The sequence below is a fragment of the Alistipes sp. HGB5 genome (assembly GCF_000183485.2).
GTDB classification, from domain to species: Bacteria; Bacteroidota; Bacteroidia; order Bacteroidales; family Rikenellaceae; genus Alistipes; species Alistipes finegoldii.
Map to the genome: position 1 here is coordinate 65,916 of NZ_AENZ01000076.1, position 15,409 is coordinate 81,324.

The 15,409-nt window shown below is 52.2% G+C and carries 17 protein-coding genes; all 17 read left to right on the forward strand.

The features are described 5' to 3' along the window. Nucleotides 1-72 precede the first annotated feature (72 nt). The 17 genes from HMPREF9720_RS12790 to traM all read left to right on the forward strand — a co-directional run bounded on the left by HMPREF9720_RS12790 (nt 73) and on the right by traM (nt 15,406). Nucleotides 73-447, forward strand: a complete 375-nt coding sequence (locus HMPREF9720_RS12790) for a helix-turn-helix domain-containing protein (RefSeq protein ID WP_008645392.1) — start codon at nt 73-75, stop codon at nt 445-447. Continuing rightward, a complete protein-coding gene (locus HMPREF9720_RS12795) occupies nt 425-1,525 on the forward strand; it encodes an AAA family ATPase (RefSeq protein ID WP_007487638.1) in 1,101 nt (366 codons plus the stop codon). Before HMPREF9720_RS12790 ends, HMPREF9720_RS12795 begins: the two co-directional genes overlap by 23 nt. Nucleotides 1,526-1,627: 102 nt before the next feature. Beyond that, the gene (locus HMPREF9720_RS12800; protein ID WP_004320436.1) at nt 1,628-2,515 is read left to right on the forward strand and encodes a toprim domain-containing protein; all 888 of its coding nucleotides are present in this window, start codon (nt 1,628-1,630) and stop codon (nt 2,513-2,515) included. A 243-nt stretch (nt 2,516-2,758) separates the two neighbouring features. After that, a complete protein-coding gene (locus HMPREF9720_RS12805) occupies nt 2,759-3,202 on the forward strand; it encodes a hypothetical protein (protein ID WP_004320438.1) in 444 nt (147 codons plus the stop codon). 1 nt (nt 3,203) lies between these two features. After that, complete coding sequence (locus HMPREF9720_RS12810; RefSeq protein ID WP_005679963.1) at nt 3,204-3,530, forward strand: DUF4134 domain-containing protein; 327 nt, start codon at nt 3,204-3,206, stop codon at nt 3,528-3,530. 54 nt (nt 3,531-3,584) lie between these two features. Next, nucleotides 3,585-3,962, forward strand: coding sequence for a DUF4134 domain-containing protein (locus tag HMPREF9720_RS12815; protein ID WP_004320444.1), 378 nt, complete (start codon nt 3,585-3,587; stop codon nt 3,960-3,962). A gap of 15 nt (nt 3,963-3,977) precedes the next feature. Continuing rightward, entirely contained in the window at nt 3,978-4,274 is a 297-nt protein-coding gene (locus tag HMPREF9720_RS12820; RefSeq protein ID WP_004320446.1) for a DUF4133 domain-containing protein, read from the forward strand. A gap of 111 nt (nt 4,275-4,385) precedes the next feature. Then, entirely contained in the window at nt 4,386-7,094 is a 2,709-nt protein-coding gene (locus HMPREF9720_RS12825; RefSeq protein ID WP_004320448.1) for a TraG/VirB4 family ATPase, read from the forward strand. 11 nt (nt 7,095-7,105) lie between these two features. Beyond that, a complete protein-coding gene (locus HMPREF9720_RS12830) occupies nt 7,106-9,652 on the forward strand; it encodes a hypothetical protein (RefSeq protein ID WP_004320450.1) in 2,547 nt (848 codons plus the stop codon). After that, the gene (locus HMPREF9720_RS12835; RefSeq protein ID WP_004320452.1) at nt 9,649-10,374 is read left to right on the forward strand and encodes a hypothetical protein; all 726 of its coding nucleotides are present in this window, start codon (nt 9,649-9,651) and stop codon (nt 10,372-10,374) included. The genes HMPREF9720_RS12830 and HMPREF9720_RS12835 overlap by 4 nt, the downstream gene beginning before the upstream one ends. Nucleotides 10,375-10,392: 18 nt before the next feature. Beyond that, entirely contained in the window at nt 10,393-11,160 is a 768-nt protein-coding gene (locus HMPREF9720_RS12840) for a DUF5045 domain-containing protein (RefSeq protein ID WP_004320453.1), read from the forward strand. Between the two features lie 12 nt (nt 11,161-11,172). Beyond that, nucleotides 11,173-12,306, forward strand: coding sequence for a membrane protein (locus HMPREF9720_RS12845; RefSeq protein ID WP_008645383.1), 1,134 nt, complete (start codon nt 11,173-11,175; stop codon nt 12,304-12,306). A gap of 41 nt (nt 12,307-12,347) precedes the next feature. Continuing rightward, nucleotides 12,348-12,743 carry a hypothetical protein gene (locus tag HMPREF9720_RS12850; protein WP_004320474.1) on the forward strand — a complete coding sequence of 132 codons (396 nt, stop codon included), beginning with the start codon at nt 12,348-12,350 and terminating at the stop codon, nt 12,741-12,743. A 3-nt stretch (nt 12,744-12,746) separates the two neighbouring features. Further along, complete coding sequence (gene traK, locus HMPREF9720_RS12855) at nt 12,747-13,361, forward strand: conjugative transposon protein TraK (RefSeq protein WP_004320476.1); 615 nt, start codon at nt 12,747-12,749, stop codon at nt 13,359-13,361. A gap of 12 nt (nt 13,362-13,373) precedes the next feature. Further along, nucleotides 13,374-13,754 carry a hypothetical protein gene (locus tag HMPREF9720_RS12860; RefSeq protein ID WP_004301338.1) on the forward strand — a complete coding sequence of 127 codons (381 nt, stop codon included), beginning with the start codon at nt 13,374-13,376 and terminating at the stop codon, nt 13,752-13,754. Nucleotides 13,755-13,764: 10 nt separating this feature from the next. Further along, a complete protein-coding gene (locus tag HMPREF9720_RS12865; RefSeq protein ID WP_004320479.1) occupies nt 13,765-14,247 on the forward strand; it encodes a DNA N-6-adenine-methyltransferase in 483 nt (160 codons plus the stop codon). Nucleotides 14,248-14,254: 7 nt separating this feature from the next. After that, nucleotides 14,255-15,406 (forward strand): conjugative transposon protein TraM, encoded by a 1,152-nt coding sequence (gene traM, locus HMPREF9720_RS12870; RefSeq protein WP_005680011.1) that lies wholly within the window; start codon nt 14,255-14,257, stop codon nt 15,404-15,406. Nucleotides 15,407-15,409 lie beyond the last annotated feature (3 nt).

Here is a 15,409-nt window from a genome sequence, read left to right on the forward strand (position 1 = left end):
GCTGCATAACGGAGGTTTCATCTCCATTGTCAAAAATCAAACTGTGTTATTATGCCGAATAGAATGACATTCATGGAGCGGATGAGCGGACGGCTCGCCGCCATCGAATCGGTACTGAAGAAATTGGAACCGGTCGAAAGTCTCTTGGAGCGTATTACGCTGCTGGAAAATACCATCTTCACGACCAAGAGAGTTTTCACATTTCAGGAAGCCTGCATGTATATCGGGGTTTCTGAAAGTATGCTGTACAAGCTCACATCGAGCAAGGAGATACCGCACTACAAACCGCGCGGTAAAATGGTTTATTTCGCCAAGGAGGAATTGGACGAATGGCTGTTGCAGAATTATGAACCTACCATGAACGAGGCAGTGCGCAGGGTGACGGAAGCCGCCGCCACAGAACCGTTCCTTAACAAGAGACGCTATGGAAAACGAAAGAAGGATTGACCGCACAACCAGCATGGGGATGGATGAACACCGCCTGTCGGACATCCTCCATGCCTCGCAAATCAAGGCGACGGACATTTATGAGACCCCTCCGCAAATCATCTGGATAGATAACTCAACGATTGCCACGCTCGGCAATTTCAGTGCATCGACTGGCAAGGCGAAATCGAAAAAGACGTTCAACGTCTCTGCGCTTGTCGCCGCATCATTGGCGGGGAAACAAGTATTGAACTACCGTGCACATCTGCCCGAAGGCAAACAGCGTATTCTGTACGTCGATACGGAACAGAGCCGTTTCCATTGCCGCTCGGTATTGGAGCGTATATTGCGGCTGGCCGGGTTGCCCACGACGACCGATCCGGAGAATCTCGATTTTTTCTGCCTGCGTGAATATTCGCCGTCGGTGCGTATCGAGGTCATCGACTATGCGCTGCGCCAACAGAAAGGCTACGGACTGGTCATCATCGACGGCATTCGCGACCTGATGCTCGACATCAATAATGCCGGTGAATCGGTGGAAGTCATCAACCGGATGATGGAATGGTCTTCGAGATACGACCTGCACATCCACTGTGTGCTTCATTTGAACAAAGGGGACAACAACGTGCGCGGACATATCGGAACGGAGATGAGCAACAAGGCGGAGACCGTGCTGGTCATCAGCAAGAGTAACGAGAATCCCGGCATCAGCGAAGTCCATGCGCTCCATATCCGGGAAAAAGAGTTCAAGCCGTTTGCATTTACCATCAATGAAACAGGACTGCCCGTCATTGCGGAAGTACACTCGTTTGGCGAGCCCCCGAAGCCCAAGGCAAGAACGGGGTTTACGGAACTGAGCATCGAACAGCACCGCGAAGCTCTCTCTGCCGCATTCGGGGAAAAGCCCATCCGGGGATTCGACAACCTGCTGCAGAGCCTGATGGTCTCCTACGAGGCAATCGGGTTCAAACGCGGCCGGAGTGTCATGATAAAACTGATGCAATACCTGATAGACAACCTCAAGCTCATCATCAAACGGGACAAGTTGTTCTATTACGACATGACGCCTACCGAGGCCATGCTTTTTGATGAAGAATGAAGTCGTGCGCGGGCTTATATCATTTAGTTTACTTTAGTATTTATATATATAGGGGAAAAACTAAACTAAACCTTTTTTTGAAATCAAGTGAAAGAAAAATAGATGACCATAGCAGAAGCAAAACAAGTACGCATCGTGGATTTTCTGGCACAGCTCGGCCACCATGCACAGCATATAAAATCGGAACAATACTGGTACTTCTCACCGTTACGGAACGAGCGTACCCCGTCGTTCAAGGTGAATGACCGAATCAATGAATGGTACGATTTCGGCGAGGCGACCGGCGGCGACCTGGTGGAACTGGCAAAATACATTTGCCGGACGGACTGCGTGAGCGAGGCACTGGCGTATATCGAGAGGCTTGTGAATGGCGCATCACTACCGAGAACCCGTATGCCGACCGCTCCACCCCGACCGGTGGAGGCTGAAATGAAAGACGTGATCGTGATTCCACTCCGCCATCACGCCCTGTTCTCTTACCTCCAATCCCGGCTTATCGACGCGGACATCGGCCGTATGTATTGCAAGGAGGTGCATTATGAACTGCGAGGCCGTCATTATTTCGCTCTCGCATTCGGCAATACCTCCGGTGGTTACGAGGTGCGCAACGCCTATTACAAGGGATGCCTGAACAACAAGGACATCTCATTGATAAGACATCTGACAGAAGAGACACAGGAAAATGTCTGTGTTTTCGAGGGCTTCATGGATTTCCTTTCCTATATGACACTGAAACTGGCAGGCGACCGAACGGTCTGTCTTGCCATGCCATGCGACTACCTCGTGATGAACTCGGTAAACAACTTGAAAAAGACGCTGGCACGTTTACAGGAATATTCGGTCATCCACTGTTATCTCGACAATGACCTTGCCGGGCAGAGAACCACAGAGACCATTGCCGGGATGTATGATGGACGTGTCAGCGATGAATCCTGCCACTATGCGGAATACAAAGACCTGAACGATTACCTGCGCGGAAAGAAACGCTGATATTCAGTGTTCTCCTTTGCCACCTAAAGCTCTCCACCACGAGAGCTTTTTTTATGCCCCGATTTCTCCATTTCCCTCCATAGAGACTGCAATATAGTACGATTTAATAGTTCGATTTTTGGAAATTACATAAATCTCATTAACGAAATAGATGTTTAATGCTCAATTATTTTATGGTTTTATATTTCGTGCGTTTCTTTGCAAAATCATACTAATACAAATTTTAATATTCATACTAAATACATGAACTCATATTTCATTTTTGCCATCGTCCTGACGGTTGCCTACATCATTTACTACGCCGTCATCATAGCGCATGACATCTACGGGAAAAAGGGGACGGACAAACCGAACGAGGAAGTTTTCGACCTCGGCGCACCGGAAGAGGAAGAGAGTGTGGCTGTCACGGAAAGCGAGACCGGCTTCAGTATCGGTAGCGAGAACTACGAGACGGAAAGTACGGCTACCTCTTCCGAAACATCCCTTGAGGATGTCAAGGACAAACCGGGAACGGCGCAGGAGAAACTGGAACGGCTGAAGGCCGAGGCGGAGGAACAGATGGAAGAGACCACGCCTTACCTGTCGGACGCACGCACGTCGGAGGAGATGTACAAGGCTATGATTTCCAAGGGACGGTTAGACAACCGACCGGAAATAAAGTGGAACCCAATTCAAGACCGGTTGTGAGATGTCGAAAGCTAAAAAGATTCTATGTGCGCTGTGCCTCCCGTTCCCCTACACGACTTTTGCCAAAAGCGGCAGCGTGAACTATAGCTGGGGAGCGGATGCGTTGGCCACGATGCACGACTTCGTGGTGACGATGATGCTCTATGTCCAGTATATCTGTTGCGCTATCGCCGGAGTTTACGTCATCGTGTCCGTCTGTCAGATATACATCAAGATGAACACGGGCGAGGACGGCATCACCAAGTCGATAATGACGCTTGTAGGTGCGTGCCTGTTCCTGATCGGGGCATTCTATGTTTTCCCGGTTTTCTTCGGCTACCGCATATAACCTTACTTGTATCAGGTCGCAGACAAATAAAGTATTCACTAAAAAAGTAAACGTATGTTTCAGAAAACCAAACAACTGTGCCGCAAGGCATTCGGATTCGTCAACGGAATCCCTACCAAAGTAATGATGTTCTCCTTCATGCTGCTGTCCGGCATGGTGGCGAAAGCGCAGAACTCCGCAGGCGACTATTCCGCCGGTACGAGCGCATTATCCACTGTCGCGGAGGAGATTGCCAAGTATGTGCCTATTATGGTGAAATTGTGCTACGCCATTGCCGGCGTTGTGGCCATCGTGGGTGCAATCTCGGTATATATCGCCATGAACAACGAGGAGCAGGACGTCAAGAAGAAGATCATGATGGTCGTGGGAGCCTGTATCTTCCTCATTGCGGCGGCCAAGGCGTTGCCTCTGTTCTTCGGTATTGCCGCTTAAACATCAAGGATAAGTATGAAAGGCAAGGACGAACGCTATCCGGACTACCCGCTGTTCAAGGGACTGCAACGGCCTCTTGAGTTTTTGGGCATCCAAGGCCGGTATATATATTGGGCGGCGGTGACGACGTGCGGAGCCATTGTCGGCTTTGTCGCCGCCTACTGCCTGCTCGGTTTCATTGCCGGGCTTGTCGTGCTGGCAGCCGTCGTATCGGCCGGTATCGTGCTCATCCTCCTCAAACAGCGGAAAGGACTGCATAGCAAGAAGGTCGTTCCGGGTGTGTATGTGTATGCCCACTCGCGCAAGATCTGACGAAAGAAAAACCATCACGGCAATGTGCATGGCTTTATTGATTGTTGAACGCGGGCGGGTTTGTCTTGAAGCAAGGCGAACCTGCCCCTATTTAATTACACGTATATCGAAATGACCCTATACATCATTTTATGTTTTGTCGCTTTGTGCGCGGGTATGGCCTTGTCGGTCTATGCGTTCGGTACGGGCGGCAAGCGCAAGCGAATCTTTCAGGACATCTATTTCTCGGCGGAGGAAACGGACGGTGTGGGTGTGCTGTACACCAAGACCGGCGAATATTCCGCCGTACTTAAGATAGAGAATCCGGTACAGAAATATTCGGCGGACATTGACAGTTACTACGACTTCACACACTTGTTCACCGCCCTTGCGCAGACGTTGGGCGAAGGGTACGCCATCCACAAGCAGGACATCTTCGTCAGGAAACAGTTTGCGAGCGAACCGACTGACGGTCAGGAGTTCCTGTCTTCATCCTATTTTCGTTATTTCAAGGGACGTCCTTACACGGACAGCCTTTGCTACCTGACCATCACGCAAGAGGCGAAGAAAAGCCGTCTGTTCTCGTTCGATAGCAAAAAGTGGCGCGACTTCCTTGTGAAAATCCGTAAAGTACACGACCAGTTACGTGACGGCGGCGTACAGGCCAGATTCCTGAACAAAGCCGAAGCGAGCGAGTACGTCGATCGTTACTTCGCCATGAACTTCAAAGACCGCACCGTGTCGATGACGAACTTCAAGGCGGACGATGAAACCGTGTCGATGGGCGACAAACGCTGCAAGGTGTACAGCCTTGTGGACGTGGACTGTGCCGCACTGCCCTCACAGATACGTCCGTACACGAATATCGAGGTCAACAACACGGAAATGCCCGTCGATTTGGTGTCGGTGGTGGACAGCATCCCGAACGCCGAGACGGTGGTCTATAACCAAATCATCTTCCTGCCCAACCAGAAGCGTGAGCTGTCGCTGCTCGACAAAAAGAAGAACCGCCACGCGAGCATTCCCAATCCGAACAACCAGATGGCGGTCGAGGACATCAAGCGTGTGCAGGAAGTCATCGCCCGTGAGAGCAAGCAACTGGTATATACACACTTCAACATGGTGGTGGCCGTGTCTGCCGGTGCAGACCTGCAAAAGTGTACGAACCACTTGGAAAACGCTTTCGGGCGTATGGGTATCCATATCAGCAAGCGGGCATACAACCAACTGGAACTGTTCGTCGGTTCGTTTCCGGGCAACTGCTACACGCTCAATGAGGAATACGACCGTTTCCTGACCCTTTCCGATGCGGCGATGTGCCTGATGTACAAGGAGCGTGTGCTGCACAGCGAGGAAACGCCGCTGAAGATTTACTACACCGACCGTCAGGGCGTGCCGGTGGCTATCGACATCACGGGAAAAGAGGGAAAGAATAAACTGACTGATAATTCCAATTTTTTCTGTTTGGGGCCTTCGGGCAGCGGCAAGAGTTTTCATATGAACTCGGTCGTGCGCCAGCTCCATGAGCAGGGAACGGATGTGGTGATGGTCGATACGGGGAACTCATACGAGGGACTGTGCGAGTATCTGGGCGGCAAGTATATCTCCTATACCGAGGAACGGCCTATTACGATGAATCCGTTTCGCATCAACCGGGAGGAATACAATATCGAGAAGATAGACTTCCTCAAGAACCTTATCCTGATGATTTGGAAAGGGTCGGACAGCCAGATTCCCGAAATCGAGTTCCGCATTGTCGAGCAGATAATCATAGACTACTATGATGCCTATTTCAACGGATTTACAAGATACACCGACGAGCAACGGGAGGTACTGCTGAAAAACCTGTTTGCGGCGGCCAGCCGAAAGAACCCAAACAAACCACCCAGAGAGGTGGATGAGATGGTGCGCAAACAGATAGAGGTGCTTGAGGCACGGCGGGCGGCTCTCAAAGTGTCGGAACTGAACTTCAACTCATTCTTTGACTACTCATTCGACCGTCTGGAGCAGATCTGCACCGAAAATGACATCACGACAATCAGCTACTCGACCTATTCGACCATGCTGCAGCCGTTCTACAAGGGAGGCGCATATGAGAAGATTCTCAATGAGAATGTGGATTCGGCACTGTTTGACGAGACATTCATCGTCTTTGAAGTGGATGCAATCAAGGAAAACAAGAAACTGTTTCCCATTGTCACACTGATTATCATGGACGTGTTCCTGCAGAAAATGCGCATCAAGAAGACCCGTAAAGTCCTTGTCATCGAAGAGGCGTGGAAGGCCATTGCCAGCCCGCTCATGGCGGAATACATCAAGTTCATGTACAAGACCGCCCGTAAGTTTTGGGCTTCTGTCGGCGTGGTGACGCAGGAGATACAGGACATCATCGGCAGCGAAATCGTGAAGGAGGCCATCATCAACAACTCGGACGTGGTGATGCTGCTTGACCAGAGCAAGTTCAAGGAACGCTTTGACGAAATCCGAAAGATTCTTGGTCTGACCGAGGTGGATTGCAAGAAGATATTTACCATCAACCGCTTGGAGAACAAGGATGGGCGCAGCTTCTTCCGCGAAGTGTTTATCCGTCGGGGGACGACCAGCGGCGTGTACGGCGTGGAAGAGCCGCACGAGTGCTACATGACCTACACGACCGAACGGGCGGAAAAGGAGGCACTGAAGCTTTACAAGAAGGAACTTCGGTGCAGCCATCAGGAAGCTATCGAGGCATATTGCCGGGACTGGGATGCCAGCGGTATCGGGAAGGCCCTGCCTTTTGCACAAAAAGTAAACGAGACGGGGCGTGTGCTCAACCTCCGTCCCGTGCATGAATCCAAATAAACATTGCAGCCATGAAACGACTACTCCTTATCCTGACCATCGCCTCGGTCACACTCTGCCAGACGGTTCACGCCCAGTATTACAGCGTGAACTACGACACCCGTACCGTTGCGGCGATGGTGGCTGCCTTCGGTACGGAAGCGGTCGCCGAAGGGTACTACCGGGAGCAGGTCGATGACGTCCTCAAGCACTACACGGCAGCGGAGGTCGCTACCGCCGGGATATTCGCGGCCAAGTTCTTGGAGCATAAAGCCCTGAGCGACCTCGGCATCTGGAACAGCCGTACGGAAAACTACTACTACCGGCGCATCTACCGGATGGTGGCGGAGAAAATCATGCCCAAGATATGGGTGGTGGCGAAGCAGATGCTCCATTCGCCGCAAACGGCTATCTATTGGGGCAGTTACCTGATGAAAGTCTGCGATGATACCAAAAGTCTGTGTATGCAGTTCGAGAGCGTGGTGACCAACAGCACGCTGACCTTTTCGGACATCGCCTTTCTCGAAATCAATCCGGAAATTGCCCCCTTGCTGAAACTCTCCGAAACGGGAAACATCGACTGGCAGCGGATGATGGACAACTTCGCCCGCATACCGGGCAACTTCACCCACGAGAACCTGAAAAGCGACCTCGACAACCTTTATAACACGGGGGTCGGCCTTGCAACGGCAGGCATTGCCAATCTTGGTGACGCCCTGTTGCAAAGCAGCTCGTTCCATGACCTGCTGGGTGGAAAGGTTGAAGAAATCGGCAACCTGTATGAACACTACGGGAGTCTATTCGAGCAGGCGGAACATGACATCAGCGGCTTGCTGATTGACATGGTGGGTGGTCCGGACAACGTGGCCGGTCTGTTCAACTTCAGCAACTACAACCTCACGGCATGGATGACCGACTACCTGGACGAAGCGATGGGGAACTATTACACGCAGCGGTGGTACATTGCCCGGCGTGACCAAGGGAGCGTATCGCTGTGCGACTACTATCCTCCGACGGACGACAACAGCATCCTGAACGGGGGCGCATGGGTGCGGTTCAACACGAGCGACCCGAATTTCTATCCTGATGCCTCGCAACGGGAACAGGTACTTGCCAACTCGGAAGGATATGCCGGTTGGTCAAGAAACCGCGTGCAGCAGTTGAACAACCAGAACGACGGGTTCAGCTACAGCATCAACTATTGGATGAGTGCCTATATCATCAGCAAGAAAAACAAGCAGACCAAAAAGGCATACGCATACGAAATCCATGTGAGCAAAAACTGGAACAAAGAAGAGGTCGTCTATGAGGAAGTCTTCGATTCCTACTCGATGGACTTGAACACGTTTCGGGCGCAACTGAATGTCCGGCTTGCGGAGTTCAACGAGAACGAGGACGGCTACACCTATTATATATCTTCCGGTGCGCGGAACTATTACCAAGCAACGGACGCAGCCAAATTGAAGGGATGCGAGAGCGTGACCATCAGCGTGACCTGTTCCGACGGGGTTACGCTCGGACAAGGCTCGACACAGTACAAGTGCCGCAAGTGCGGCAGCTCGTTGAATGCCCACACCAAGGAGTGCGCCATGCAGACCTCGGTGACGGAAAACGACCTCGACCTTTCGGAACTGGACGCGCTATTGAACGAGGCGAACAGCCAAGCGGCCAATATTGAAGCGCAAATCGGGGCATTGGAAAACGAGAACGCTGTCCTGCTGAAGAAAATCAGTACGGCGAGCATTGAGGATGCGGCGAATTACCGGCAGCAGTACAACGCGAACAAGACACGGATAGACCGTCTGAAAGGAGAACTCGCGGAATGGAAGAAGAAACAGTCCGACTATGCCCAAGCAAAGTCGGATGCCGCAGACGACAACAGCGTGGCGACGGATGACTATTACCGCATCCCTGCCATCATGCAGGACTGCAAGGCGGCATACGGTCTTACTTGGCAGGACGGCGGAGCATGGAACGGCTACTCGTATGTACGCAAGGCGACCATGCCGAATATCAACGGTATCATCACATTCAGGGCTACGGTCTCCATTGCCCGCAAGCCGAAATATTTTCTCGGCATAAAAATACACCGTACCATTATCCAAATCAAGTGGGAACTCACTTCGGAATATACGGACACACACGTCGCTGACGTGCTGACCCTTGATCCGGGACTTTCGGATGCGGAAAAGGCTAAACTGGTAAACGACCGGATAGCCGAAATCGCCCGTGAACATCCGTCCTGTAAAATCACGACGGAATACGCCCGCAGCGCACCGACGGAAGAAACGCCATCAGGCGACGTGTACCATCTGCTGTGGTCAAGCGACCGCCTTGAGATAGCGCGAGAGGTGGACAGCAGAATCACCAAGATATATGCCGACTTGGTATCGCTGGAAAAGATGATGCACTACAAGCGGAGCATCCTTGACGTGATGAAGGATGTGCAGCCCGGACTGGACACGGACGAAGGCCGTAGGCTGACACTCGTGGAGGAATGCCATGACCGCTGGGTGGAGAATGCACGGACGCTTCGGAGCGGCAACAGCAGGAATAGCAGAAAGGAGGTACGGCCATGAAACGTACCATACAGATTGCCGTCGTGCTGTTCGCCCTGCTGCCCGGTATCGCCAAGGCGCAGTGGACTTTCGATATAGTCTCCGTCGAAGCCTACATCAACGACCACAAGAAGCAGCGCAGCCTGCTGTTGGCTCGTAGCACCTTGGAGTACAGCAACAAGCTGTTGCACGAGTACAGCTGTAAAGAAATTGGGGACTATAAAGAGTTGAATATTGACCTTGACAAATACACCCGTGCGTTCGATGCCATCGACGTCATGTACCAGTCGTTGCGCACGGTGTTGAACGTCAAGAATACCTATACATCGGTCAGCGACCGTATCGGCGACTATAAATCGTTGTTGGAGGATTTCAATGCGAAGATCTTGAAACGTGGACGCATCGAATCCGCAGATACCCTGATTATCTCCATCAATGCGAGGGGGCTGAGGGCGATTGCCCGTGAGGGGGAACAGCTCTACAAGTCCGTGAGCGACCTCGTGCTGTATGCCACCGGAGCGGCAGCCTGCTCGACCTCCGACCTGCTGATGGTGTTGGAGGCCATCAACCGCTCATTGGACAACATCGAGCGGCATCTGAACCGGGCCTATTTCGAGACATGGCGGTACATTCAAGTGCGCATCGGCTATTGGAAAGCAAAGGTATATCGCTCCCGCACCATGCGGGAGATTCTCGATGACGCCTTCGGGCGTTGGCGCGGAGCCGGAAGACTGGATTATTAACGACAAAAAGAGAAGAATATGAACAGAAAACTATTACTCATGGCAGTGGCGGTCACCGTAACGACAGCCGTACACGCACAGTATGTAACGTACAACCATGATTCGCCGAAGCAGAATCAGGTAACGGTCATGGAAACCGGTACGGGCGCACTCTCGCCCGACCTCTATTATTCCGTGCTGCACAACAAATACAAGAAGTCGGCGGCGGCCAAAAACAAGCTCTCGTTCCGCACACTTGCCGGTATCAATCTCTACAACCAGGTGGACGAAGCGGAAGCCATTGATTCGGCTTTGGTCAAGCGGGCGAAGGTCGAGGCGTTGAACGTTGCCGACCGGCAGGCGGACATCGCGTGGCTTGCCGAGGGCGATAAGGTCAGCAGACAGATGGACCGGTTCCGGCGCAACATCGACCGTATTCTCCTGTCCGGCGGTACTCCGGCCGACAAGGAACGGTGGACGGAATACTACCACGTCTATCAGTGCGCCATCAACGCCACGAAAGACGCCTATATGCCAAACGCCCAGCGAAAGAAGGAGTATCTGCGCATCTACGAGGATGTGGCACGGCAGAACGAGATTTTAGTGAGCTACCTCGCCAAGCGTCAGAACGCAACGGCAACAAGCACACTGCTGAACGCAACGGACAACCGTACCCTGCATAAGGGCGGCATTGTCCGCAATGCCATGAGCCGGTGGCAGGAATCACGCCTTGCGGTGCGTGGCTCGCAATCGGGCGGCAACGGAAACGGCGAAGATGACAACGAGAGTGTAAACAGAGGGAAATAAAAAGACAGGGCTATGGCAAACGGAGATATACTTTCGGATTTCGGCATCAACCTGTTGGAGGAGGAAATAGATGATGTCATCTTTCAGACCAACGAGTTTCTGACGGACGCGACTTTTACCGGTGCGCAGGGTCCTTTTTGGTGGATATTGCAGATGTGCATGGCACTCGCGGCACTGTTCTCCATCGTCATGGCGGCAGGTATCGCCTACAAGATGATGGTAAAGCACGAGCCGTTGGACGTTATGAAGCTGTTTAGGCCGCTTGCCGTGTCGATTATCATCTGCTGGTGGTATCCGCCTGCGGACACGGGTATGGCGGGGAGCCGGAACAACTGGTGTTTTCTGGACTTTCTGTCCTACATCCCGAATTGCATCGGGTCGTACACCCATGACCTGTACGAAGCTGAAGCTTCACAGATATCGGACAGGTTCGAGGAAGTTCAACAGCTCATCCATGTGCGTGACACGATGTACACGAACCTGCAGGCGCAGGCGGATGTCGCCCACACGGGCACATCCGATCCCAACCTGATAGAGGCGACAATGGAGCAGACCGGCGTGGACGAAGTGACGAGCATGGAAAAGGATGCGGCGAAGTTGTGGTTCACGTCTTTGACGGCAGGAGTCATCGTGGGGATAGACAAAATCATCATGTTGATTGCTCTCGTGGTGTTCCGAATCGGTTGGTGGGCAACGATTTACTGCCAACAAATCCTGTTGGGAATGCTGACGATTTTCGGACCGATACAGTGGGCGTTCAGCATCCTGCCGAAATGGGAAGGTGCTTGGGCGAAGTGGCTGACACGCTATCTGACGGTGCATTTCTACGGGGCGATGCTCTATTTCGTGGGCTTCTATGTGCTGCTGCTCTTTGACATTGTATTGTGCATCCAAATCGAGAACCTGACGGCGATAACCGCCAGCGAGCAGACGATGGCTGCCTACCTGCAAAACTCGTTCTTCTCGGCAGGCTACCTGATGGCGGCTTCGATTGTAGCCCTCAAGTGCCTGAACCTTGTTCCGGACTTGGCGGCATGGATGATACCGGAGGGCGACACGGCATTCTCTACCCGAAACTTCGGCGAGGGCGTGGCACAGCAGGCGAAGATGACGGCAACCGGAGGGTTGGGCGGCATCATGAGATAATCCGCAAAAGATAATATAAACCCAATAAAAATCATAACAACATGAAATTGCAAGAGAAAATCAAAAGTTGGTGCAAGGATGAGAAATTCATGTCCTTTGCACAGGAACGAGCGAGAAAAGAGGTTTGCGAGGTGACGGAAAACCACCGCATCGACCCGCAGTATGAAGAACTGGACGAAGCCTTCGAGTACGACGACCGGTACATCGCCCCCTTGGTGACGTACCTGACGTACAAGCTGCGTCTTGCCCTGCTGCAGCGGAACGCAGGTAAGCGCAAAAGAGGAATCTGGTGGGTGCTTGTCCACGTGGAGATGCAGGGCTATTACGTGGAGATATTCTCGGCGGAGTTCGAGAATCTTTTGACGGAACTTCGGGATGCGGTCATACCCATGCTGCACACGGAATATGTACAGATGTTGAACGGTAAAAGGGAATAACCGATGGTCATCAAGAATTTGGAAAACAAAATAAGACTGGTGGGCATCATCTGTACCGCTTTTCTCGTGGGATGTGTCATCATCAGCTTGTCAAGTATCTGGACAGCCCGGACGATGGTCTCGGATGCGCAGAAGAAGGTGTATGTGCTGGACGGCAACGTGCCTATCCTCGTGAACCGCACGACAATGGACGAAACGCTTGACATGGAAGCTAAAAGCCATGTGGAAATGTTCCACCATTATTTTTTCACGTTACCGCCAGATGACAAATACATCCGCTATACGATGGAAAAAGCGATGTATCTGGTGGATGAGACGGGGTTGGCACAATACAACACGCTCAAGGAAAAGGGTTTCTACTCCAACATTTTGGGTACGAGTTCGGTGTTCTCCATCTATTGTGACAGCGTGGCTTTCAACAAGGAGAAGATGGAGTTCACTTACTACGGACGGCAACGCATTGAGCGGCGGAGCAACATCCTCATGCGGGAACTGGTCACGGCGGGGCAACTTAAGCGTGTGCCCCGAACAGAAAACAACCCGCACGGATTGCTTATCGTGAACTGGCGAACCCTGCTGAACAAGGACATCGAACAGAAAACGAAGATCAACTACTAAACAACGGAGTTTATGAATATCAAGGGATTCAGGCGGATGCTCTTCGGTGAAAAGATGCCGGACAAGAACGATCCGAAATACAAAGACCGTTACGAGCGGGAGGTGTCCGCCGGACGAAAGTTCGCCCAAGCGACACGCATTGACAAGGCTGCCGCCAAGGTGCAGGGATTCGCCAACGCGCACCGGATACTTTTTCTGGTCATCGTCTTTGGTTTCGCTATCGGAGGGTTCACTTGGAACATCTATCGCATTACAATGGCATACCGCAACAGCCGGCCGACACGCACGGCGACGGAAATGCAGGATTCGGTGCTACGGGAAAGACACAAGAGGCTGCAAGGGGGTGAAATAAGGGAAAATCGGAACGAGAACAAGAAATATGAACCGCAATAAAGGAGTGCTTATGAATACACGATTTGAAAAATCAGTCCGCTCGTCGGACGAATGGTACACCCCGAAGGAGGTGTTGAAAGCGTTAGGCAGGTTCGACCTTGACCCTTGCGCCCCTATCCGTCCGTTGTGGCCGACCGCCGAAGTCATGTATGACCGGAACATGGACGGATTGTCCCTGAAATGGGAAGGGCGTGTATGGCTCAATCCTCCGTACTCGCGTCCCCTTATCGAACAGTTTGTCCGAAAGCTGGCGGAACACGGCAACGGCATCGCGCTGTTGTTCAACCGTTGCGATTCCAAAATGTTTCAGGACGTCATTTTCGAGAAAGCGACGGGCATGAAATTCCTGCGCCACCGCATCCGGTTTTACCGCCCGGACGGAACACGCGGCGATTCTCCCGGTTGCGGCAGCATCCTGATCGCATTCGGAGTGGAAAACGCAGAAGTGCTGAAAAACTGCAGCATTGAAGGCAAGTATGTACAACTCAATTAAAAGATGTATGATGAAGATATTTGATAAAATCAATTTCAGGGAGCCGAAGTATATGCTTCCGGCTGTCCTGTATATCCCGCTTCTGGTTGCATCGTACTTCATCTTCGACCTGTTTCATACCGAAACGGCGGAGATTCCGGACAAGACGCTGCAGACAACGGAGTTTTTGAACCCCGATTTGCCGGATGCCCGGCTTAAAGGCGGTGACGGCATAGGCAGCAAGTACGAGAACATGGCCAAATCATGGGGTAAGATACAGGATTACTCCGCAGTGGATAACATAGAACGAGATGAACCCGATGACAACAAGGAAGAATATGAATCGCAATACACGGTGGACGACATCGCCTTGCTCGATGAGCAACAGCAGGAAAAGGCTGCGGCAGCGCAAATTGCCGATGCCAAGACACGCGAGCAAGAAGCTCTCGCGGAACTGGAGAAAGCCCTTGCCGAAGCAAGGTTGAGAGGACGCAATGAGGTATTACCGGCGACCGATACGGACAGTACCGCATCGGCGCAACCCCCGACGGCAACCATAGAGGTCAAGGGAAAAATAGAGGAAGAGAGCCGTTCGGTAAAAGCCCCGTCAGAGAACGAACCGCCCAGCGAAGTGGTACGCAAGGTAAAGACGGCTTCGGATTACTTCAATACGCTTGCGGTCAATGCCCGTGAACCGAAACTGATAAAGGCCATTATCGACGAGGACATCAAGGCGGTGGACGGCTCGCGTGTGCGGTTGCGTCTGCTCGACGACGTGGAGATCAACGAGTGCGTGGTCAAACGAGGGTCGTATCTGTATGCCACCATGAGCGGCTTCTCGTCGGGGCGTGTGAAGGGGAACATCACCAGCATTCTCATCGAGGACGAACTGGTGAAGGTCAGCCTGTCCCTTTACGACACGGACGGCATGGAAGGGCTTTATGTACCGAACAGCCAGTTCCGGGAAACGAGCAAGGATGTGGCAAGCGGTGCGGTGTCGGGGAATCTGAACATGAATACCGGCAGTTACGGCAACAGTCTCTCGCAATGGGGAATGCAAGCCGCTACGAATGCCTACCAGAAAACGAGCAATGCCATCGGCAAAGCTATCAAAAAAAATAAGGTAAAGCTGAAATACGGCACTTTCGTCTATCTGGTGAACGGACGTGAGAAACAGTAAAAA